Raw genomic sequence first — 19,614 nt, 5'->3', positions numbered from 1 at the left:
AAGGTTTTTCTTTTTTCTCATTGATCTTCCGGACCGCGAGCGTCCCGCTCGCTCATGAGTCTGAGCGAGCGGGACGCTCGCGGTCCGAAAGAGCATGACTCTCACGACGGCCGTCGCGGCCGGGCGCGGTCGCGATAGCGCTCGCGCAGCTCCTCGAGATGATCGGTCATCGCCGCCACCGCCGCTTCGGCGTCGCGTTCACGCAGTGCGGCGAGCAGGCGGCGGCGCGCCTTGATGGTGAGATCGTTGCGCTCGCCGCCGGCGGCGTGGGCGAAATCCCGCATCACCTCCATGGTCGCGCCCATCAGCATCTGCATCACGGCGTTGCGCGTGCAGCGCGCCAGGATGTTGTGGAACTCGATCTGGACGTCGATCTTCTCCTCGAAGCGCTTGGCCTTGATCAGCCGTTCGGCCTCGTCGACGTTGGCGGTCAGCGCATCGAGGTCCTCCTCGGTGGCTCGCGCACAAGCGATGCGTACGACCGTCGAGGCGAGCCACAGCCGGGCCTCGGTCAGCTCGTCGAGCGACACGCTGCCGAGTTGGTACAGATTGCGGAAGCTGTCGCTGATCAGGTTGGGATCGCCATGGCCGATGAAGGCGCCGCCGCGTGCGCCTGCCTGCAGCGCCACCAGGCCCGATCGTTCGAGATTGCGCAGCGCCTCGCGCACAGCGCCGCGGCTGACCTTGAAGCTTTCGGCCATCTCGCGCTCGGGCGGCAGCTTGTCGCCGCTCTTCAGCTCGCCCGAAGCGATGCGCACCTGGATCTCGGCCGACACTTGGTCGGAGAGGCGCCGGCGCTTGATCGGATCGAAGGCTTGGCTCATGCCGCGATGCCGGTGGTGAGGCCGGTCAGCGCCTTGGCGCCGATGCGTTCGCGATAGGCGTCCTCGCCTACGCGGGCGTGGCTGTCGAGATAGGCATCGAAGCTCTTCTGGTCTCGGCTCGCGGCGACATAGGCCTTGAGATGCGCCTCGTCCTGATCGTAAAGGCCCGCACTCGCGCCGGGATGAGCACCGAATGGCGTCACCACCACGGCATCGACGAAGGCTGCGGGGATCTTCGTCAGGCGGGCGTCGTGGCGGACCGTGCTGGCCGGCACGATGCGGTCGACCGAGCAGATCACGTACTTGGCCGCCTGCGCCATCAGCAGGTCGAAGTAGCCTGCGCCGAAATACTGCACGTTGCCTTCCTCGTCGGCCTGCTGGCCGTGGAAGATCGCCACGTCGGGCTTGATCGCCGGCACTTCGAGCAGAGGCCGCGCGCCCTCCTGCACCCTTGCCTTGCGGTAAGTCTCCGGGTTGACCTTGGGCAGGTCTGTGCCGAGATCGGGGATAAGCCCGTAGGGCAGGTCGCAAGCGCCGGCCCGCAAGCCGCCCGCGATGCCGGGCCCGTCCATCTCCAGCACCTTCACCGCGCCCGATTGAGCGGCACGGCGAAAGTTGGGCGCGAGACCGAGATGCTCGAAGCTGATGAAGACGCAGCCGGTGGTCCTCACGCAGCCGGCGCCGATCATCATGTCCGGCGCCACGCTGCCGGGCGAGGGGATCAGGGTGAGGTCGCGCACGCCGCGGCGGATCAGGCCGCGCACCAGGCTCATCGGCTGGCCGTGGAAGATCCAGCCCCCGATACCCAGCGTCATGCCGCCCTTGACGGCGGACAGGGCGGTATCGAGATCGACGATCTTGTTGATGGCCATGGTATCAGCCCCGCAGCATGTGGCGGGCGATCACCAGGCGCTGGATCTGGTTGGTGCCCTCGAAGATCTGGTTGATCTTGGCGTCGCGCATGAAGCGCTCGACCGGGAAGTCGCGCATGTAGCCCGCGCCGCCGAAGATCTGCACGGCGTCGGTCGTGACCTTCATGGCGACGTCGCTGGCATAGCATTTCACCATCGAGGCCTTGGCCGGGAAGCCGTCCCAGTCCTCCTTGTCGGCCATGCGGCAGCAGTCGTAGAGCAGGCAGCGCGCCGCCTCGGTCTGCATCTGCATGTCGGCCAGCATGAACTGGATGCCCTGGAACCCGGTGATCGGCTGACCGAACTGCTTGCGCTCGCGGCCGTAGCTGACCGCCTGGTCGATCGCGCCTTGCGCCAGCCCGACCGAAATCGCGCCGATGGTCGGGCGGTTGAGGTCGAGGATGCGCATGCAGGTCTTGAAGGCCTGGCCCTCGGGCCCGATCATGTTCTCCTCGGGCACGCGCAGATTGTCGAAGAAGATCGGCACGTTGGGCACGCCGCGGATGCCCATCTTGCGGTCCTCCTTGCCGAAGGAGAATCCGGGTGTCTTTGTGTCGACGATGAAGGCGGAGATACCGTTGGCGCCGCGGCCCTCGCTGGTGCGCGCGAACACCAGGATGTAGTGCGCGACCGAGCCGAAAGTGATGTAGATCTTGCCGCCGTTCAGCACCCAGCTCGCGCCGTCCTTCACCGCGCGCGTCTTCATCGACGACACGTCGGAGCCGGTGCCCGCTTCGGTGATCGCCACGGAGGTGATCGTACGGCCCTTGGCGGCGATGCCGAGATAGTGCCGCTTCTGCTCTTCGGTGCCGAAATTCAGGATCGGCAGGATGAGGCCGAAGGAGTTGTTGGCCGCGAGCAGCGCCGCCGATTCGGAGACCTTGGCGATCTCCTCCTTGACGATGCAGACCGAGGTGAGGTCGGCGCCCGGGCCGCCGTACTCGGTCGGCACCCAGAGCTGCAGCAGCCCCATGTCGCCGAACACCTCGACCAGCTCCTCGGGGAAGCGGTTGCTCTCGTCGATCTCCGAGGCGATCGGGGCGACGTGCTTCTCGACCATGCGGCGCACCTGGTCGCGCAGCAGCAGGTGATGCTCTTCGAAATGATAGTTGTTCATTGGTCCTGCTCTCAATGCGCCTTGGGCCAGGGGAACTTGCGCGCCAGCACGCCGGTCGAATCGACGGTGCGGCGCAGCAGGAACAGCTCCTCATCGCTGGGCGCTGCGGTGCGCTCGATCTCGTCGGGCACGATCAGGTCGAAGCCGGTGTTGTCGCGCACCTCGTCGAGCGTCACGCCCTCGTGCAGCGACCTGACTCGCATCGCCTTGCTCGCCGGCTCGAAGTCGAACACGCCGAGCGGCGTGACGACCAGGCGCGGCCCGCCCTCGGGCAACCCGGCGTCGGTGCGCGAGGTGCCGCCCTGCATGTGGCCGGCACCGCAGATGAAATCGACCTGGGGCACGAAGGCGCCGCGATCATGCCGCGTCATCATGATGTAGAAGCGGCGCGACAGGCCGCACAGCGCGCTGATGCCCACCGTTCCGGGGCCGCGCAGCCTCGGTCTGGCGTGATCGCCGACGCAGACGGTGTTGATGTTGCCGAAACGGTCGGTCTGCAGCGCGCCGAGGATCGCGAAGTCGAAGAAGTGCACCTGCCAGTCGATGAAATCGATCATCTGCGGCAGGTCCATCACCGCCGAGGCGACCGCGATGTTCTCGGCATCGGCCGCCGGCCGCACGATGCCTTCGGTCGGGTTCGTCATGCCGCCGGGTCCCGACACCCACCACAGATGCGGCGCCTGGCGCTGGCGGGCGAGGTTGCAGGCGGCGACCTGGATGTCGGAGTTGGTGCCGACGATCGCTTTTTCGCCGTCGGCCATGTCGCGCGCCAGCAGCACGGCCAGCATCTCGCCCATGGCGAACTGTTTGGTGGAGACCGGCATTTCTTCCCTATTCGTGCTTATCGTTGGTCCGGAGAATTATTGGTCGGACCAAAGGAGTCAAGAGCGACTTGCCGATTAGATGATTAGCGTCCTATCTTTCTCGCCATGCCACCGGCCCAGCACACGGACTTCGGCTTCCTCGTCGCCCGCATCGCACGGCGGCTGCGTCAGGCGGTCGATGCCGAATTGCGTCTCATCGGGCTCACCGAGGCGACGTGGCGGCCGCTCGTCTATGTCCGCCGTCTGGGCGACGGCGTGCGACAGAAGGAGCTCGCGACGGCGCTCTCCATCGAGGGGCCGTCGCTGGTGCGGCTGCTCGACAATCTCGAACGCCGCGGCTTCATCGAGCGGCGCGAGGACGAGACCGATCGCCGCGCGCGCGGCATTCATCTCACGCGCTCCGGCCGCGAGCTCGCGGCGCGGGCCGCGAAGATCGGCGGCGCCATCCAGGGCCGGCTGATGGCCGGCGTGCCGCTGGCGGACCTCGAAACCTGCGAGCGTGTGCTGCAAACGCTCGAACGTGAAATGGAAGAGCCGCAGCAAGCGGCCGAACAACCATCCAAAAGGAGGAAGCGATGAACCAGATCGTCGTCAACGAACCGAACCGCTGGCGTCTCGAATCTCCCGGCGCCACAGGCTGGCCGCGTAGTGCACGGCCGGATGCTGCGAAGAAATACTTCATGGTGTCGGCCGACGGCCATGCCAACGAGCCGGCCAACCTGTGGGTCGAGCGCATCGAGGCGAAATACAAGGAGCGCCTGCCGCGGGTCATCACCGACAAGGACGGCGTGCAGTGGCGCGTCAGTGAAGGCCATCGGCCTGACCGGCTGCGGCTCTCGACGCTCGAAGGCGAGGACCAGGCGCGCAACAAGGCGGGCGCCGATCCGCTCGGCCGGCTTGCCGACCACGATCTCGACGGCATCGACGTCGAGCTGATCTTCCCGAACAAGGGCCTCGCGATGTGGGCGACGCCCGATCCGCAGTTCGCCATGGCGCAATGCCGTGTCTGGAACGACTGGGCCTGGGAGCAGTTCGGCACCCACCAGGACCGCATGATCCCGGCGGGCTCGCTGGCGACCGCCGACCTCGAAGGCTCTATCGCCGAGGTGCAGCGTCTGGCCAAGCTCGGCTTCAAGTGCCTGACCCTGCCGTGCAAGCCGGTGTGGGGTGCGCATGACAGCAGCCATGTGAACTACAACCTGCCGCATTTCGATCCGCTGTGGGCGGCGATCACCGACGCCAACCTGCCGATCACCTTCCACGTCTCGACCGGCCGCGATCCGCGCGCCGCGCGCGGCAACGGCGGAGCGGTCGTGAACTACGTCTCGCACTCGCTGTCGCCGACCATCGAGCCAGTGGCAAACCTCTGCGCCTCGGGCGTGCTCGAGCGCTTCCCGACCCTGCGCTTCGCCACCATCGAGGCCGGCATCGGCTGGGTGCCGTGGCTGATGGAGGCTATGGACGAGGCCTACAAGAAGCATCACTTCTGGGTGCGGCCCAAGCTCAGGCATCTGCCCAGCGAGTATTATCGCATGCACGGCTTCTCCTCCTTCCAGGAGGACAGGGCCGGTCTCGACCTGGCCGAGAGCCACAACCTCGCCGACAATTTCATGTGGGCGAACGACTATCCGCACCACGAAGGCACCTGGCCGCATTCGGCGGAGGCCATCGAGCGCACCATGGGGCAGCTCTCCGATGGCGCGCGCGCCAAGGTCCTCGGCCTGAACTGCGCGCGGTTCCTGGGTATCGACGTGCCGGCGAAGTACCGTCAATGAGCAAGCGCACTCTCCGCGGCAAGGTGGCGGTCGCCGGTGTCGGCGAGACGACCTACTACCGGCACGGCAAGGCGCCGGTGTCGGAGTTCACGCTGGCGCTGCAGGCGATCCTCGCAGCCTGTGAGGATGCCGGCATCGATCCGCGCCGCATCGACGGCTTCGCGTCGTACTCCAACGACCGTAACGATCCGTCGCGGCTCGCCGCGGCGCTGGGCCTGCCGGCGCTGCGCTTCTCCAACATGAACTGGGGCGGCGGCGGCGGCGGCGGCTCGGCTGCCGTCGGCAATGCCGCGGCGGCGGTGGCCTGCGGCATCGCCAACTGCGTCGTGGTGTTCCGCGCCCTGGCTCAGGGCCAATTCCAGCGCTTCGGCGCGGCGCCGCCGGGCGGCACCGCCTCGGGCGAGAACGCCTTCAACGCACCCTATGGCGTGATGTCGCCCGCGCAGCGCTACGCGATGCGGGCGATGCGCTTCCTGTACGAGAACAAGATCGCGCCCTCGGCGCAGCGCGCCATCGCCCTCGCGTCGTATCATCACGCCCAGTCCAATCCGCGCGCAGTGATGCACGGACGGCCGCTGACGGCGGAGGCGTACGACAACTCTCGCTGGATCGTCGAGCCGTGGCGGCTGTTCGATTGCTGCCAGGAGAACGATGGCGCCGCCGCGCTCATCATCGTGCCGGCCGAGGAGGCCAACGATTTCAAGCAGAAGCCGGCCTTTCTGCTGGGCTCGACCCAAGGCTCCGAGCATCGCAATGCCGCGCGGGTGCACAACGCACCGCTCTACGGCACGTCGAGCTTCACGACGGTGGCGCCGCAGCTCTACGAGATGGCCGGCGTGAAGCCGTCCGACGTCGATGTCGTTCAGTCCTACGAGAACTTCACCGGGGGCGTGCTGATGAGCCTGGTCGAGCACGGCTTCTTCAAGGCCGAGGAGGCCAACGACTTCCTCACGCCGGAGAACCTGATAGCGCCGACGGGCAAGCTGCCGCTCAACACCTCGGGCGGCAACCTGGCCGAATGCTACATGCACGGGCTGGAGCTGCAGGTCGAGGCGGTGCGCCAGCTGCGCGGCCAGTCGACGGCGCAAGTCAAGGACGCCGACGTGGCGATGGTGATCTCCGGCCCGATGGTGACGCCGGTGTCGAGCATGATCCTGGGCTCGGAGGCGACGTTATGAGCTACCTTCCGAACGGACTGCCGGCGCCGGTGCCGGAGAATGACGGGCTCGACAAGCCGCATTGGGAGGCAACGCGCCGCGGCGAGCTGATGGTCCAGCGCTGCCGCAAGTGCGGCACGTTCCAGTGGGGACCGGAGTGGATCTGCCACAAGTGCCTGTCCTTCGACATGGACTGGCACAAAGTGTCGGGCAGGGGCCGCATCTACAGTTGGGAGCGGCCGTGGCATCCGGTGCATCCCGCGCTCAAGGATCACGGCCCCTACATTGTCGTGCTGGTGGAGCTGCCGGAGGCCGGCAACGTCCGCATGCTCGGCAATCTATTGGGAGATCCACATCAAGAAGTGAAGATCGGCGCCGAGGTGGAGGCCGTCTTCGAGCCGCACGACGACGCCAATCCGCCCTTCACCCTGGTGCAGTGGAAGACGGCGTGAAGAGCATAGGTCCCTCGCTGCGCTCGGGATGACACTGTTCTGGTTGCAAACTTCCGGGTCATCCGAGCGCAGCGAGGAATCAATGCCTCACCCCCAGTTGCTTGCCCGGAAGTCGACGACGAACGACTGGGCCGGGCGCCACTTGTAGTCCCGGCGCTTGGCGGTGAAGGTCGCGTTCTGGTGGATCACGTTGTAGGCGGGGTCTTCGCGTTCGACGATCGTCAGCATGCGCCGGAAGACATCGCGGCGTGGCGTGAGGTCGACCTCGCTTTGCAGCGTTGCCATCAGCTTGACGATCTCGTCGTTTTCCCACTGGCCGGCCTCCCAGGTCTGCCCGCCCGGCGCATAGGCCGCGAGCGAGGCGACGGGATCGTTGAACCACGATGAGTTCGAGTTCTCGCAGATGCCGCGGCCGGGGAAACGGCCGAGGATCTGGGCCCAGTTCTCCTTCATCTCGATCACGACGTTGAGGCCGACGGCTTTCCACTGCTCGACCATGATCTGCGCGGTCTGCAGCTGGTTGGTGTAGTAGTTGTTCAGCATCTGGTAGGGGATCGGCGCGCCGTCGTAGCCGGCTTGCTTGAGCAGCTTCTTCGCTTCGGCGGGATCGAAGGCGGGCGGCGCCCAGTCACCGAGCAGCATCGGCCCGAAGAAATCCCATTGCAGGCCCTTGGGCACCTTGGTGCGGCCCGACCACAGCGCGTCGACGATCGCCTGGCGGTCCACGGCATGGGTCATCGCCCGGCGCACGCGCGGATCCTTCAGCACCGGATGATGCTTGTCGAAGATGGTGAGTCGGATGTTCATGATCGGCCCACCCACGACCTCGAGCTTCGGGCTGGACTCGATGGCGGCGATCTGGTCCGGCGGCATGTCGCAGGCGAAATCGAAGTCGCCCGAGCGCAAGCCGTTCACGCGCGAGGCGACCTCGGGCACTTCGACGAAGCGCAGGCGCTTGATCGGCGGCCGGCCGCCCCAATAATCGTCGAACGCTTCCAGGACGAGCTCGACGTCCGGCTTGTACTCGACGATGCGATAGGGGCCGGTGCCGACCGGCTTGCGCGACCAGTCGAGCCAGGTCGGCGCTTCGGCGAAGGCGCGCGCGGAGAAGATCACGCCGGTGTTGCGGGTCAACCGGCCTTCGAGCGTCGCGTCGGGCACCCGGTTGATGAAACGTACGGTGTATTTGTCGACGATCTCCATGCGCTCGAAGCCGGGATAGGCGGCCATCGCGATCTTGGGCGCCTCCGGCGGCGGGACCTTGCTGGTCAGGCCGGGCGTGGTGTTGGTCCACATGCCGCGCGTATCGACCGGGCTGCCGGTCCACATCCGCTCCGGCCCGAAGCTGAACGCCACATCCTCCGCGGTCATCGCGTCGCCGTTGTGGAAACGCACGTTCTGGCGGAGCTTGAGCTCGAGAGTGCGCCCGTCGATCCGCTTGAAGCTTTCGGCGAGGCCGGGTTTCAGCGCCAGATCGCCGGTCCAGGCGTGATCAGTCAGCGTCTCTGCGAAGGTGTAGAAGACACGCTGCCCGACGTTGGACTGCTCGCGCATGGGCTCGAGCGTGTTCGAGGTCGAGATTTTCTGCACCGCCACGGTGAGGCTCGGCCGGTTGTCCGATTGACCGATGGCGAAACGCGGCAGGGCGGAGGCGCCGGCAAGGCCGAGCGCGAGACGACGGGACAGCAGCATTTTTTCAATTCTCGCAATTGTTGCGAGCCCTATCTGCGCCAGTCATATGAAGCTGCGATGTCGCCCCCTGGGGGCACGGATGAAAAGGGTAGAAATCGTCGAACCGCGCGTGGGCGTGCAGCAGGAGTCCGACGCCTATGCGCCGGGCGTGCCGGAGGGCGACAGGCTCAAGCATGTGGTGCAGCATGGCATCATCAGGCTGGTGCGATCGGCGCCTTCGGAATCGCTGTTCGCCTCTCGACCTCCCCTCCGTTCGGGCCGGCATAACCGCTGTGGCCATGCTCCTCGAAGAACGTCGGAGTGGCAGCTGACTAGGCGCGAGCCGCTGACACCGATCCCACGTAGGAAAGCACCAGCCGCACCAGTTCGTCCTCGAAGGCGCGGCCTTTGAAGAAGGGCGCTTCCTCCAGAACCGCGGCGCGGATTGCGCCCATCAGGGCGCGCGAGACGACGAACTGCTGCTCGCGACTGAGGCGCGCCATGCCGTGCTGGGGGATTGATCCGGCCTCGGCGATGAAGGCGGCGACGGGCGCCACCATCTCGATCGCCATGCCTTGAGCCAGCACCGCTTGCACCACCGCTTTGCGGGCGCGCTGGCGACCGTGGAAGGCATGCACGATCGCCCGTACCACGGCACGGACGCGCTCCTCGAGCGGAGCCTCGCCCTCGCCGCGCAGGGCCTTGGCCACACTCACGATTGTCAGTCGCATCTCGCGCTCGGCCAGGGTGCGCAGCAGGGCGCCCTTGTCCGAGAAGTATTGATAAAGTGTGCCGATGCTGACGCCGGCCCGCTCGGCCACGGCGTTTGTGGTGAAACCCGCCAGTCCGCCAGCCTCCAGAACCTGAGCCGCCCCTTCGAGAATCGCCGTCACGGTTTCCTCGGCACGAGTCTGCCGCGGGATTCGGCGCTTTGTTTCAACGGGTTGCCGAGGCCTGCCCATGATGCTCCCTGCCGTCGCAAGGCGAGTACAAGAACATGAGTAGTGCTCATATCTTCCCTTGCATCGAAAGGAAAGGATTCCGTCGTGGAAGCTCTCGGCCCGCTCTACTTCATCCTGCTGCCCGTGGTGCTGGGCGCCGCGCTGATCGAGGGCCTGTGGCTCTCACGCAAGCGGCCCGAAGGCTACGACTGGAAGGAGTGGGCAACCTCGTTCGCCGATCTCACGGTGCGCCGGCTGCTTGCCATCATCCCATACAGTCTCGCCACGCCGGTGTTTGCGTGGGCTTACGACCACCGCCTGTTCACGCCCGATCTCGGCACGGTCGGCGGGGTGTTGCTGCTCTTCATCAGCCTGGAGTTCTTCTATTACTGGTTCCATCGTGCCAGCCACACCGTGCGCTGGTTCTGGAACACCCATTCGGTGCATCATTCGCCCAACCGCTTCACGCTGTCGGCGGCCTATCGGCTGGGCTGGCTCGGCAAGTTCAGCGGCGCCACGATCTTCTTCACACCGATGGCCCTGCTCGGCTTCGAGCCGGTGACCATCCTGAGCGCCCTGTTCCTGAACCTGCTTTATCAGTTCTGGATCCATGCCGACTGGATTCCCAAGCTGGGCGTGCTGGAATATGTGCTGAACACGCCCTCGGCCCACCGCGTGCATCACGCCCGCAATCCGGAGTATCTCGACGCCAATTTCGGTGGCGTGCTGATCGTCTTCGACCGCCTGTTCGGCACCTACGTGGCCGAGCGCGCCGACCGGCCGTGCGAGTACGGCCTGGTCTCGCCGGTGACGACCTACAACCCGATCCGCATCAATTTCGAACCGTGGATCGGCATGGCCAAGGACCTCGCCGGCGCGCGGTCCTTGAACGAGGCGTGGCACTATCTGTTCGGCGCGCCCGGCTGGCGGCCGGACGGCCGGGGGCTGACGACCAAGGAGCTGCGCGCTCGGGCCGCCATGACTTGATCTCCTGCGCTCGGGATGACAAGGAAGTTGTCATCCCGAGCGTAGCGAGGGATCTTTCGCTTCTTCAACCAGGCAACGAAGAGTCATCGAACGGCTGGGAGCGCGGCTCTCCAGAGCCGCTCATGGGATGTGGCAAAACTGAAGGAAGAGCGGCTCTGGAGAGCCGCGCTCCCAGCGAAGATTCTACTGCTTCGTTGCCCGCAGCTTCAGGAGAGCGAGCATCATGTCGATCGTCGGCGTGGCGACACCGGCCAGCTCGGCGAGATCGGCGATCGAGCAGGCCAGCGCGTCGATCTCGAGCGGCTTGCCGGCCTCGAGGTCGGTCAGCATCGACATCTTGTGGTGGGTGAGCCCGACGGTGAAGGCGATGCGCTTCTCCTTCGGCGTCGCCATCGCGGCGCCGAAGCGCGCGGCCACGTCCTCGGCCTCGATCATCATGCGTCGCGCGATCTCGATCGCGCCCGGCGAGCGGCCGATCTCGCCGTTGCTCGCGAGGGTGAGCACCGCGATCGGATTCCAGGTCAGGCTGTTGATCATCTTGGTCCATAGCTCGGCGCGGATGTCGTGCTTCACCGGCGCCTTGAGGCCGGCCTCGCTCATTGCCTGGCTGAGCGCCGTCACCCTGGGCGAGTTCGACCCGTCGGGCTCGCCGAGCGGCAGGTAGCAGATCTCGTTCTCGAGCTGCGCCACGCCCGGAGCCGGCATCTTGCCGCCGGCCCAGTAGGCGCAGCCCAACGCGCGCTCCGGCCCGAACAGCGACCATTGCCGGCCGCCGGGATCGGAGCGCTTCAGCCGGCTGCCCTCGAACGGACCGCCGAGCTTGTGGAAGAACCAGTAGGGTGCGCCGGTCGTCGGCGGCACGAGGGCGGTGTGCGGCCCGAGCAGCGGCATGATGCCGTCGAGCGCCGCCAGATACTGATGCGTCTTGAGGGTGACGATGACGTAGTCCTGCGGTCCGAGCTGCGTCGGATCGTCGGTCGCGGCCAGGCGGACCGTGAAATCCTCGCGCGGCGACAGGAGGCGCAGGCCGTTCTGGCGGATCGCCGCCAGATGCGCGCCGCGGGCGACCAGGCTCACCTCTACTCCCTTCACCCGCGCAAGATGGGCGCCGATGATCCCGCCGATCGAGCCGGCGCCATAGATGCAGATCTTCATGACGGCACTGTGCGGGAAGAGACGGCGGGGGAACAAGCTGCTCGGCCCGGCCGTTCCGATTCCCGAACCCGAACAAGGAGCGAGAGCATGCCTGCCGAAACCGCCGCCGACTGGACCAAATTCTGGGAACTGATCAAGGACATCAAGTTCGCGATGTTCACCGCGCACGCAAGTGACGGTCACATGCATTCCCGGCCGATGACGACGCAGAACAGGAGCGACGATCGCGCCAATGTCCTGTGGTTCTTCATGGCGCGCAGCAGCGAGCCGGTGCTCGATATCGCGCGCGATGCCAGCGTGAACGTAGCCTATGCCGATCCGGCCAGCGACGCCTATGTCTCCGTGGCGGGCCGCGCGCGCCTCGTCGACGATATCGCCAAGAAGAAGGCGCTGTGGAACACCGGAGTGCAGGCCTGGTTTCCCGGCGGCGTCACCGATCCGGACGTGGCGCTGATCGCGGTGACCATCGAGCATGTCGATTATTGGGATGTCGACACCAACAAGGTCGTCCAGCTCTTCAAGATCAAGAAGGCGGCAGTGACCGGCGTGCCGCCCAGGATGGGCGAGCATCGCGAGCTGCACTCGCGCTAGGCCTGGCCTTGTAAGACGGCCGGCGGCGGGCCATTGATGGTCCGCCGCCATGTCGAGCTGGATACTGAGACACGCGGGCCTTGCGAGACCCTATCGCGACAACGGGCACTTTCTCGAAGCAGGCGCCCTCAAGTTCGCCCGCCAGCTGGCTGCCACCGTCGCAAAGGAGTGCCGCAAGAGCGCCGGCCGCCGGGGCTAGTAACGGCGCGGCGTCGTGGCGGCGCCGGCGCCGGCACCGACGGCGCCCCCGATCACCGCGCCCGTAAGCGGCCCCATGCCGGTCACGGCGCCGATCACGGCACCGGTTCCTGCGCCGATGCCGCCGCCGGTCACGGCGCGCTGGCCCCAAGTGTCGCCGCAGGCCGTCGCGGTCAGCAGGATTGCACCAAGAACGATCAGATTACGCATGACAGAAGGCTCCCCGTTGGGCTGATTGAGAGCGAGGGGTGCTCTCGGTTAGCCAATACGAGGCAGATTGCGGCAGAAGCTCGGCAAATGGCGTGGCGAAGTTGTGTCCAACCTAAAGGCGCGCCACGCGTGCGCGGACCTTCTCGAGGAAGGCCTGGCGCGACTCCGCCGTCGAATGGTCCATGTCGTAATGTGCCATATAGAAGGAGCGCGCGCCCTTGGCGCAGAGGGGCTTCATCCCGCGCATCAGCACTTTCTTGCCCGCGTTGCCGGCGAACAGGGTCACGACCCACCACGGCGAGCCGTAGCTGGTCACCACGCCGAAAAGCCTGATGTTGCGCAACGCCGGCTCGAGGTGCCGATCCTTGGGATCGTAGTCGAAGGCGATGCTTGGCCCCCAGACGCGGTCGACCCAGCCCTTGAGCATGGCCGGCATCGAGAACCACCAGTGGGGGAAGCACAGGATGAGGCCGTCGACCGACTTCAGCGTGTCGGCATAGCCGGCCACGGCGCTGTAGTCGTAGGTCTCTTCCATGTAGGTCTGCCGTTCCCGCTCCGTCATCGCCGGCTGGAAGCCCTCGCGATAGAGGTCGGTCGCGACGACGTCATGGCCGTTGGCCTTGAGCGTCTCGACGATCGCCTCGTAGAGCGCATGGTTGTAGCCGGTGACGAGAGGGTGGCAGTGAACGACCTGGATGCGCATGGTTCGGCAAACGCCTCGTTCCGCGGGGAGTTCCGCAACAGCCCACCATCTCCGGAAAAGCGTGGGGCTGTCAGATCACGCGCTGGGTCCGCGACCAGGCCATGTAGAGCTCGTGCGCCTGGCGGGCGATCGGGCCCGGCTGCAGGTCGCGGCTTTCATAGCGGCTGACGGGCTGTACCTTGCCGGCGTTGCCGGTGGTGAATATCTCGTCGGCGTCGTCGAGCTCGGCGGTCGTCACGGTGCGCTCGTCGACCCGCACGCCCGCGTTGCGCAGCAGGGTGATGGTGCGGTTGCGCGTGATACCGGCCAGGAAGCTGCCGTTCGGCACAGGCGTCGCCACCACACCGTCCCTGGCGAGGAAGATGTTCGAGCTGCAGGTCTCGGCCACATTGCCTGCCGAATCGAGCACCACACCGTTGTTGAAGCCGCGCTCCAGGATCTCCGCGACGCCGCGCGAGGAGTTGGGGTAGAGGCAGGACGCCTTCGCCATCGTCGGCGCGCTTTCCGGCGTCGGCCGCCGGATCGTGCGGCACATGCCCAAGGTCAGCGGCGTGCCGGCGCGCATCGGCGAGAGATAGACACAGAGCAGGAACTGGGTAGACCCTGGATCGACAGAGATCGGGCCGGGCCCGCCCTTGGTCGCCCAGAACATCGGCCGTACATAGAGCTCGGCCTTCGGACCGAAGCGGCGCACGCCTTCATGCATCAGCGCCAGGATCTCCCCGGCGGTCTTGGTCGGCTCGAGGCCGAGCACCCTGGCCGAGCGCACCACCCGTTCTGCATGGAGATCGAGGTCCGGTCCGCAGCCCTCGAACGCGCGGCCGCCGTCGAATACCATGGAGCCCAGCCAGAAGGCGTGATCGCGCGGGCCCAGGATCGCGGGGTTGCCCTCGTGCCACGTGCCGTTCCAGTAGGTGAGCGTGTCCATCATATCCTCGGTTGCGGAAGCGGGCGGGAATAGCAGATTCCCATGAGCGCGGCAGCCCTTTTGGCGCTGGCCGCCGCGCTATGTTTCGCCATCGCGCAAATTCTCATCCAGTACGGCTTGCGCACCGTCCCGTCGTGGCGCTCGCCGCTCTACAGCATCGGCGGTTCGGCGATCCTCGCCTGGTTGTTTGCGCTGATCTTCGTGGACTTCGGGCGGGTCCATCTCGAGGCCGTGGCGATCTTTGCCGGCGTCGGGCTGATCTTCCCGGTGCTGGTGTCGATCCTGTCGGTGCGCTCCAACGAGAAGCTCGGGCCCGCGGTCGCCGCCGCGGTCGGCAATGTGTCTCCGCTGTTCGCCGTGCTGGGTGCGGTGCTCTTCCTTGGCGAGCGCCCTGGTCCGGGCCAGATGGCCGGGCTGGCGATGGTGATCGGCGGCGTGGCGCTGCTCGCACTGCGCGGCGGTAGCGGCGGGCGGCAGTGGCCGCTCTGGGTGCTCGTCCTGCCGCTCTCCGCCGCCCTGGTACGCGGCGCCGTCCAGCCGGCGATCAAGACGGCGCTCGCGCTGTGGCACGAACCGATGGCGGCGGCGGCGATCGGCTACACCTTGTCGACGGTGGTGATCCTGCTGCTGGTCGGACGCCGGGCCTGGCGTACCGGGCCGGCGGACCGACGGGGCGTGATGTGGTTCACGCTGGTCGGCGTGTTCAACGGCGCGGCGACCTTCCTGCTCTATGCGGCGCTCGGTCTTGGCTCGATCACCTTGGTCGCGCCGCTGGTTGCGCTCTTTCCGTTGCTTGCCGTCGGTCTGAGCCTGATCTTCCTGCGCGGCGAGCGGCTTCCGCTGATCGGCCTGCTGGGCGTCGTGACCTGTGCGGCCGGTGTCATAGTGCTGCTGGTCGCCCGCTGACCGTGGCGGAATCTCGGCACACGCAAGGCGCGAATACCCCAATCGGCGTGGGCACGGAAATGGTCGCCCCAACGTACTTCCTTGCAGACAGACACGGGTGCCACGAGCCCGTGCACACAGGAGGCAAGTCATGTTGAAGCACACCGTATTCACCGCTCTTGCCGCCGCCGCAGTTTCTACGTCGGCGCTGCTCATCCCGGCGATGCTGACGCCGGCGGCCGCACAGGCCAGTCTCAATGTCGTCATCGGCACGCCGCCGCCGGCGCCGGTCTATGAGGTCGTTCCTGCACCGCGCGCGGGCTACGTCTGGGCGCCGGGCTACTATCGCTGGGAGGGCGGCCGCCACGTCTGGACAACGGGCTACTGGATGCCCGAGCGCGTCGGCTACCGATGGATCCCCGACCGCTGGGATCACGGCCCCAATGGCTGGTATCACATAGCCGGCCGATGGGACCGCAACGGCAACGGCATTCCCGACCGCTACGAGCATCGCGCCGACAACCGGTCGTGGGGCGACCGCGATCACGACGGTGTTCCCAACCGCTACGACAGCCGACCGGACAACCCCTATCGCCGCTAGTACCGGTTGGGTGACAATTCAGGAAGCGGGGTGCCTTGGGCGCCCCGCTTTCTTTTTTGCTATCCTCACGTTGAGCGCGCGGCATGAACTCCTCGTTCATGCTCGGTGGACCGCGAGCTTCCTGCTCGCTCATAGCGGTCCAATGAGCAAACAAGCGCGCTTTAGGAGGACCGCCATGCCTGCACCGATCACCATCCGCCTGCATCCCAATGACAACGTCGTCGTGGCGCGCATGGATATCCTGCCCAACACCAAGGTCGAGGGCGACGTCGCGGCGCAGACGCGTGTGCCGCCGGGGCACAAGATCCTGACCCGTGCTGTCAAGAAGGGCGAGCCGCTGCGCAAGTACAACCAGATCATCGGCTTCGCGAGCGACGATCTCGCCGCCGGCACGCACATCCACACGCACAATTGCGTAATGGGTGATTTCGAGCGCGATTACGCCTTCTGCGCCGACGCTCATCCGACCGACTTCATCACGCCGGCTGCGACCTTCATGGGCTATCGCCGCGCCGACGGCCGCAGCGCCACGCGCAATTATCTCGGCATCGTCACCACGGTGAACTGCTCGGCCGCGACCAGCCGCATGATCGCCGCCAGGATCGAGCCCCTGCTGGCGCAGTATCCCAACATCGACGGTGTGGTGCCGCTGACCCACGGCGGCGGTTGCGGCATGGCGGCCTCGGGCCTCGAGATGGATGTGCTGCGCCGCACGCTCGCCGGCTACACCCGCCATCCCAACATGGCGGCCGTCGTCGTGCTGGGGCTGGGCTGCGAGACCAATCAGATCTCCGGCCTGATGGATGCCGAAGGCCTGCGGGAAGGGCCCAAGCTTATCCCAATGGCGATCCAGGACGAGGGAGGGGTGTCGAAGACCGTGATGCGCGCCGTCGGCTTCCTCAAGGACCTGTTGCCCGAGGTCAATAACGTGACGCGTGTGCCACTTCCGGTGAGCGACCTGATTCTCGCGCTGCAGTGCGGCGGATCGGACGGCTACTCCGGCATCTCGGCCAACCCGGCGCTGGGCGCGGCCGTCGATCTGCTGGTGCGGCACGGCGGTTCGGCGGTGCTGTCGGAAACGCCGGAGATCTATGGCGCCGAACATCTGCTGACGCGCCGCGCGGTAAGCCGCAAGGTCGGCGAGAAGATCGTGGCGCGCATCAAATGGTGGGAGGACCACTGCGCCCGCACCGGCGGCGAGATGAACAACAATCCGTCGCCCGGCAACAAGGCGGGCGGCCTTACCACCATTCTCGAGAAATCCCTTGGGGCCGTTGCGAAAGGTGGCACGACCAACCTCGTCGACGTTTACGAGTACGCCCAGCCGATCACCGCCAAGGGATTCGTCTATATGGATTCACCGGGCTATGACCCGGTGTCTGCCACAGGCCAGGTCGCGGGTGGCGCCAACGTCCTGTGTTTCACCACCGGCCGAGGCTCGGTGTTTGGCTGCAAGCCGGCGCCCTCTCTCAAGCTTGCGACCAATAGCGCACTCTACCGGCGGATGACGGACGATATGGACATCAACTGCGGTACGATCGTCGAGGGCGAGGAAACGATTCAGGAGAACGGAAAGAAGATATTTGAACTAATCGTGAAGACAGCGTCCGGACAAAAGACAAAATCCGAAGCCATGGGTATCGGCGATGATGAGTTCGAGCCGTGGAAGATCGGCGCGACGATGTGAGCGCGAATTTCATGCAACCAACTTGACTTGAAAGCGTTCGTTTCACATATGCGGCCCTAACGACTTACGACTTCACGAACTTGGCCTTGGCTTTGGCGGCCCAGCCCTTTGCGGCCTCGGACTCTCCCAACGCGCTAATTTCCCAAATTCTTCGAGTTGTCGCGGTCGATGCAGCAAGCGCAGCGGCTGCACGTTGAGAGTGCTCGTACGTACTAGACTAGGCTAAGGAGAGGATGAGATGCCAACCGGTACCGTGAAGTGGTTCAATGCGACCAAGGGCTTCGGATTCATCCAGCCGCAGGAAGGCGGCAAGGATGTGTTCGTTCATATCAGCGCCGTCGAGCGCTCCGGTTTGAACGGCCTCAACGAGGGCCAGAAGATCAGCTACGAGATCGCAACCGAGCGGGGCCGGTCTGCGGCGGTGAATCTCAAGGCGGGCGACTAAGCGCTTTCGGCCTCCGGGCAAACGGCGGTGTGACTATCACACCGCCGCTCTTTTTTGCGCTGACGCTCACCTTGAGCGGCGCGTCCATTGCGGCGTACATGGCTGCGGGGCGGTCCGCTCGAGGGGAGAGGCATGCCAGTCGATATTCATTATCTGTCGCTCGATGAAGTCGCGCGGCGCCTCAAGGCGCGCACGTTCACGTCAGTCGACGTCACCCAGGCGATCCTCGACCGAATCGAGCGGCTCGATCCCACACTGAGAAGCTATGCGACGCTGACGCGTGAGCAGGCGCTCGCGGATGCCGCCGCGCGCGATGCCGAGGCCGTGGCCGGCAGGTCGCGCGGTCCGCTGCATGGCGTTCCGATCGCGGTGAAGGATCTCTGCGATACCAAGGGAGTGGCGACCGCCGCCGGGATGGCGATCCATCGCGCCAGTGTACCGAGCGAGGACGCCACCGTCGTTGCGCGGCTCAAGGCCAGCGGCGCTGTGATCCTCGGCAAGCTCCAGATGACCGAGGGCGCGTTTGGTGCGCACCATCCCAGCATTCCGGCGCCGCTCAATCCGTGGAATGCGGCGTACTGGACCGGTTCGTCGTCCTCGGGCTCCGGTGCCGCGACCGCTGCCGGCCTGTGCTTCGCCTCGCTCGGCTCCGACACGGGCGGCTCGATCCGTTTTCCCAGCACCATGAACGGGCTCACCGGCCTGAAGCCCACGTGGGGCAGGGTGAGTCGCGCCGGCGTCTTTCCGCTCGCCGAGTCGCTCGATCATATTGGCCCGATGACCCGCAGCGCGCTCGACTGCGCGATCGTGCTCGGCGTCATCGCCGGCGCCGACGATCGCGATCCGACCGCGGTCACCTTGCCGGTGCCGGATTATGCCGCAGCCGTCACAGACGGCGTGAAGGGCAAGTGCATCGGCCGGCCCGTCGATCTCGTCGGCCTCGACGACGACGGACGGCGCGCGCTCGACGGGGCGGTCGAGGTGCTCGGCAAAGCGGGCGCGAGGATCGTCGATGTCGTGCTGCCGGCGAATTTCGACCAGGCCGCAGTCGACTGGGTGCCGCTGTGTGCGGTCGAATGCGCCGTTGCGCACGAGATGACCTATCCCGCGCGCGCCGGCGAGTACGGCAGCGTGCTTGCTGGCCTGATCGAGATGGGTCGGCGGCTGTCAGGCACCGAGTTCGCCCGTCTGCAGCTCCGTCGTGCCGCGATCACCGGCGCGCTCAGCCGGCTGCTCGCCTCGGTCGACCTGCTGTTGATGCCTGTGATGCCGCGGGCGGTCTGGTCGCTCGAAGCATTGGCCGCTGCCGGCCGGGATCCGGAGACCGTTGCGATGCGCCTGCGCTATACTGCGCCGTTCGACATGAGCGGCCATCCGACTCTCACGCTGCCTGGCGGCATGACGCCCGACGGCATGCCGGTCGGCTTCCAGATCGTGTCACGCGCCTTCGACGAGGCCGGTATCCTCGCCGCCGGCCACGCCTATCAGCAGGCGTCCGGTTGGCATCTCGATCGCCCGCCACTGGACGGTTGATTCAGGCCTGCTGTACGAT

At 66.3% G+C, this 19,614-nt stretch carries 21 protein-coding genes; 11 read left to right on the top strand and 10 right to left on the bottom strand.

All coding sequences use genetic code 11. From position 1 onward, the window contains the following. Window positions 1-101 precede the first annotated feature (101 nt). From ACQY8M_RS38350 to ACQY8M_RS38335, 4 genes are read right to left on the bottom strand one after another with little or no spacing between them, the layout of a single operon-like run. Window positions 102-824, bottom strand: a complete 723-nt coding sequence (locus ACQY8M_RS38350; protein WP_428667835.1) for a FadR/GntR family transcriptional regulator — start codon at window positions 822-824, stop codon at window positions 102-104. Continuing rightward, window positions 821-1,696, bottom strand: a complete 876-nt coding sequence (locus tag ACQY8M_RS38345) for a CoA transferase subunit A (RefSeq protein WP_428667833.1) — start codon at window positions 1,694-1,696, stop codon at window positions 821-823. The genes ACQY8M_RS38350 and ACQY8M_RS38345 overlap by 4 nt, the downstream gene beginning before the upstream one ends. A gap of 4 nt (window positions 1,697-1,700) precedes the next feature. After that, window positions 1,701-2,852 carry an acyl-CoA dehydrogenase family protein gene (locus tag ACQY8M_RS38340; protein WP_428667831.1) on the bottom strand — a complete coding sequence of 384 codons (1,152 nt, stop codon included), beginning with the start codon at window positions 2,850-2,852 and terminating at the stop codon, window positions 1,701-1,703. An 11-nt stretch (window positions 2,853-2,863) separates the two neighbouring features. Further along, window positions 2,864-3,676, bottom strand: coding sequence for a CoA-transferase subunit beta (locus tag ACQY8M_RS38335; RefSeq protein WP_428667829.1), 813 nt, complete (start codon window positions 3,674-3,676; stop codon window positions 2,864-2,866). Window positions 3,677-3,781: 105 nt separating this feature from the next. On the opposite strand from ACQY8M_RS38335, the gene ACQY8M_RS38330 reads away from it, so the two are divergent. The 4 genes from ACQY8M_RS38330 to ACQY8M_RS38315 are packed head-to-tail and all read left to right on the top strand — an operon-like array spanning window position 3,782 to window position 7,060. Beyond that, a complete protein-coding gene (locus tag ACQY8M_RS38330) occupies window positions 3,782-4,255 on the top strand; it encodes a MarR family winged helix-turn-helix transcriptional regulator (protein ID WP_428667827.1) in 474 nt (157 codons plus the stop codon). Next, a complete protein-coding gene (locus ACQY8M_RS38325; RefSeq protein WP_428667825.1) occupies window positions 4,252-5,451 on the top strand; it encodes an amidohydrolase family protein in 1,200 nt (399 codons plus the stop codon). Before ACQY8M_RS38330 ends, ACQY8M_RS38325 begins: the two co-directional genes overlap by 4 nt. Further along, window positions 5,448-6,629: a thiolase C-terminal domain-containing protein gene (locus ACQY8M_RS38320; protein ID WP_428667823.1), complete on the top strand. Its 1,182-nt coding sequence runs from the start codon at window positions 5,448-5,450 to the stop codon at window positions 6,627-6,629. The genes ACQY8M_RS38325 and ACQY8M_RS38320 overlap by 4 nt, the downstream gene beginning before the upstream one ends. Then, window positions 6,626-7,060 (top strand): Zn-ribbon domain-containing OB-fold protein, encoded by a 435-nt coding sequence (locus ACQY8M_RS38315; RefSeq protein ID WP_428667821.1) that lies wholly within the window; start codon window positions 6,626-6,628, stop codon window positions 7,058-7,060. Before ACQY8M_RS38320 ends, ACQY8M_RS38315 begins: the two co-directional genes overlap by 4 nt. 87 nt (window positions 7,061-7,147) lie before the next feature. On the opposite strand, the gene ACQY8M_RS38310 is transcribed toward ACQY8M_RS38315, so the two are convergent. Further along, window positions 7,148-8,752, bottom strand: coding sequence for an ABC transporter substrate-binding protein (locus ACQY8M_RS38310; RefSeq protein WP_428667819.1), 1,605 nt, complete (start codon window positions 8,750-8,752; stop codon window positions 7,148-7,150). A 311-nt stretch (window positions 8,753-9,063) separates the two neighbouring features. Then, window positions 9,064-9,624: a TetR/AcrR family transcriptional regulator gene (locus ACQY8M_RS38305; RefSeq protein WP_428667817.1), complete on the bottom strand. Its 561-nt coding sequence runs from the start codon at window positions 9,622-9,624 to the stop codon at window positions 9,064-9,066. A gap of 153 nt (window positions 9,625-9,777) precedes the next feature. Here ACQY8M_RS38305 and ACQY8M_RS38300 point away from each other — a divergent pair, with 153 nt between their 5' ends. Continuing rightward, window positions 9,778-10,659: a sterol desaturase family protein gene (locus tag ACQY8M_RS38300; protein WP_428667815.1), complete on the top strand. Its 882-nt coding sequence runs from the start codon at window positions 9,778-9,780 to the stop codon at window positions 10,657-10,659. Between the two features lie 183 nt (window positions 10,660-10,842). Here ACQY8M_RS38300 and ACQY8M_RS38295 read toward each other — a convergent pair whose 3' ends face one another. Further along, complete coding sequence (locus tag ACQY8M_RS38295) at window positions 10,843-11,814, bottom strand: ketopantoate reductase family protein (RefSeq protein WP_428667813.1); 972 nt, start codon at window positions 11,812-11,814, stop codon at window positions 10,843-10,845. A gap of 87 nt (window positions 11,815-11,901) precedes the next feature. On the opposite strand from ACQY8M_RS38295, the gene ACQY8M_RS38290 reads away from it, so the two are divergent. After that, the gene (locus tag ACQY8M_RS38290; protein ID WP_428667811.1) at window positions 11,902-12,405 is read left to right on the top strand and encodes a pyridoxamine 5'-phosphate oxidase family protein; all 504 of its coding nucleotides are present in this window, start codon (window positions 11,902-11,904) and stop codon (window positions 12,403-12,405) included. 195 nt (window positions 12,406-12,600) lie between these two features. Here ACQY8M_RS38290 and ACQY8M_RS38285 read toward each other — a convergent pair whose 3' ends face one another. The 3 genes from ACQY8M_RS38285 to ACQY8M_RS38275 form a co-directional block, all read right to left on the bottom strand. Next, entirely contained in the window at window positions 12,601-12,813 is a 213-nt protein-coding gene (locus ACQY8M_RS38285) for a YMGG-like glycine zipper-containing protein (protein ID WP_428667809.1), read from the bottom strand. Between the two features lie 112 nt (window positions 12,814-12,925). Next, window positions 12,926-13,516, bottom strand: a complete 591-nt coding sequence (locus ACQY8M_RS38280) for an NAD(P)H-dependent oxidoreductase (RefSeq protein WP_428667807.1) — start codon at window positions 13,514-13,516, stop codon at window positions 12,926-12,928. A gap of 70 nt (window positions 13,517-13,586) precedes the next feature. Continuing rightward, complete coding sequence (locus ACQY8M_RS38275) at window positions 13,587-14,444, bottom strand: branched-chain amino acid aminotransferase (RefSeq protein WP_428667805.1); 858 nt, start codon at window positions 14,442-14,444, stop codon at window positions 13,587-13,589. Window positions 14,445-14,486: 42 nt separating this feature from the next. Between ACQY8M_RS38275 and ACQY8M_RS38270 the strand changes: the two genes are divergently transcribed. The 5 genes from ACQY8M_RS38270 to ACQY8M_RS38250 all read left to right on the top strand — a co-directional run bounded on the left by ACQY8M_RS38270 (window position 14,487) and on the right by ACQY8M_RS38250 (window position 19,595). Beyond that, window positions 14,487-15,350: a DMT family transporter gene (locus tag ACQY8M_RS38270; RefSeq protein ID WP_428667803.1), complete on the top strand. Its 864-nt coding sequence runs from the start codon at window positions 14,487-14,489 to the stop codon at window positions 15,348-15,350. Window positions 15,351-15,480: 130 nt separating this feature from the next. After that, window positions 15,481-15,930 carry a YXWGXW repeat-containing protein gene (locus tag ACQY8M_RS38265; protein WP_428667801.1) on the top strand — a complete coding sequence of 150 codons (450 nt, stop codon included), beginning with the start codon at window positions 15,481-15,483 and terminating at the stop codon, window positions 15,928-15,930. 175 nt (window positions 15,931-16,105) lie between these two features. Continuing rightward, the gene (locus tag ACQY8M_RS38260) at window positions 16,106-17,617 is read left to right on the top strand and encodes a UxaA family hydrolase (RefSeq protein WP_428667799.1); all 1,512 of its coding nucleotides are present in this window, start codon (window positions 16,106-16,108) and stop codon (window positions 17,615-17,617) included. Between the two features lie 238 nt (window positions 17,618-17,855). Continuing rightward, a complete protein-coding gene (locus ACQY8M_RS38255) occupies window positions 17,856-18,062 on the top strand; it encodes a cold-shock protein (RefSeq protein ID WP_428667797.1) in 207 nt (68 codons plus the stop codon). A 132-nt stretch (window positions 18,063-18,194) separates the two neighbouring features. Beyond that, window positions 18,195-19,595, top strand: coding sequence for an amidase (locus tag ACQY8M_RS38250; RefSeq protein ID WP_428667795.1), 1,401 nt, complete (start codon window positions 18,195-18,197; stop codon window positions 19,593-19,595). The last annotated feature ends 19 nt before the right edge of the window (window positions 19,596-19,614 follow it).

It is taken from the genome of Reyranella sp. (assembly GCF_965279465.1).
GTDB lineage: Bacteria > Pseudomonadota > Alphaproteobacteria > Reyranellales > Reyranellaceae > Reyranella.
This window is presented reverse-complemented; position numbering and strand designations above follow the sequence as displayed.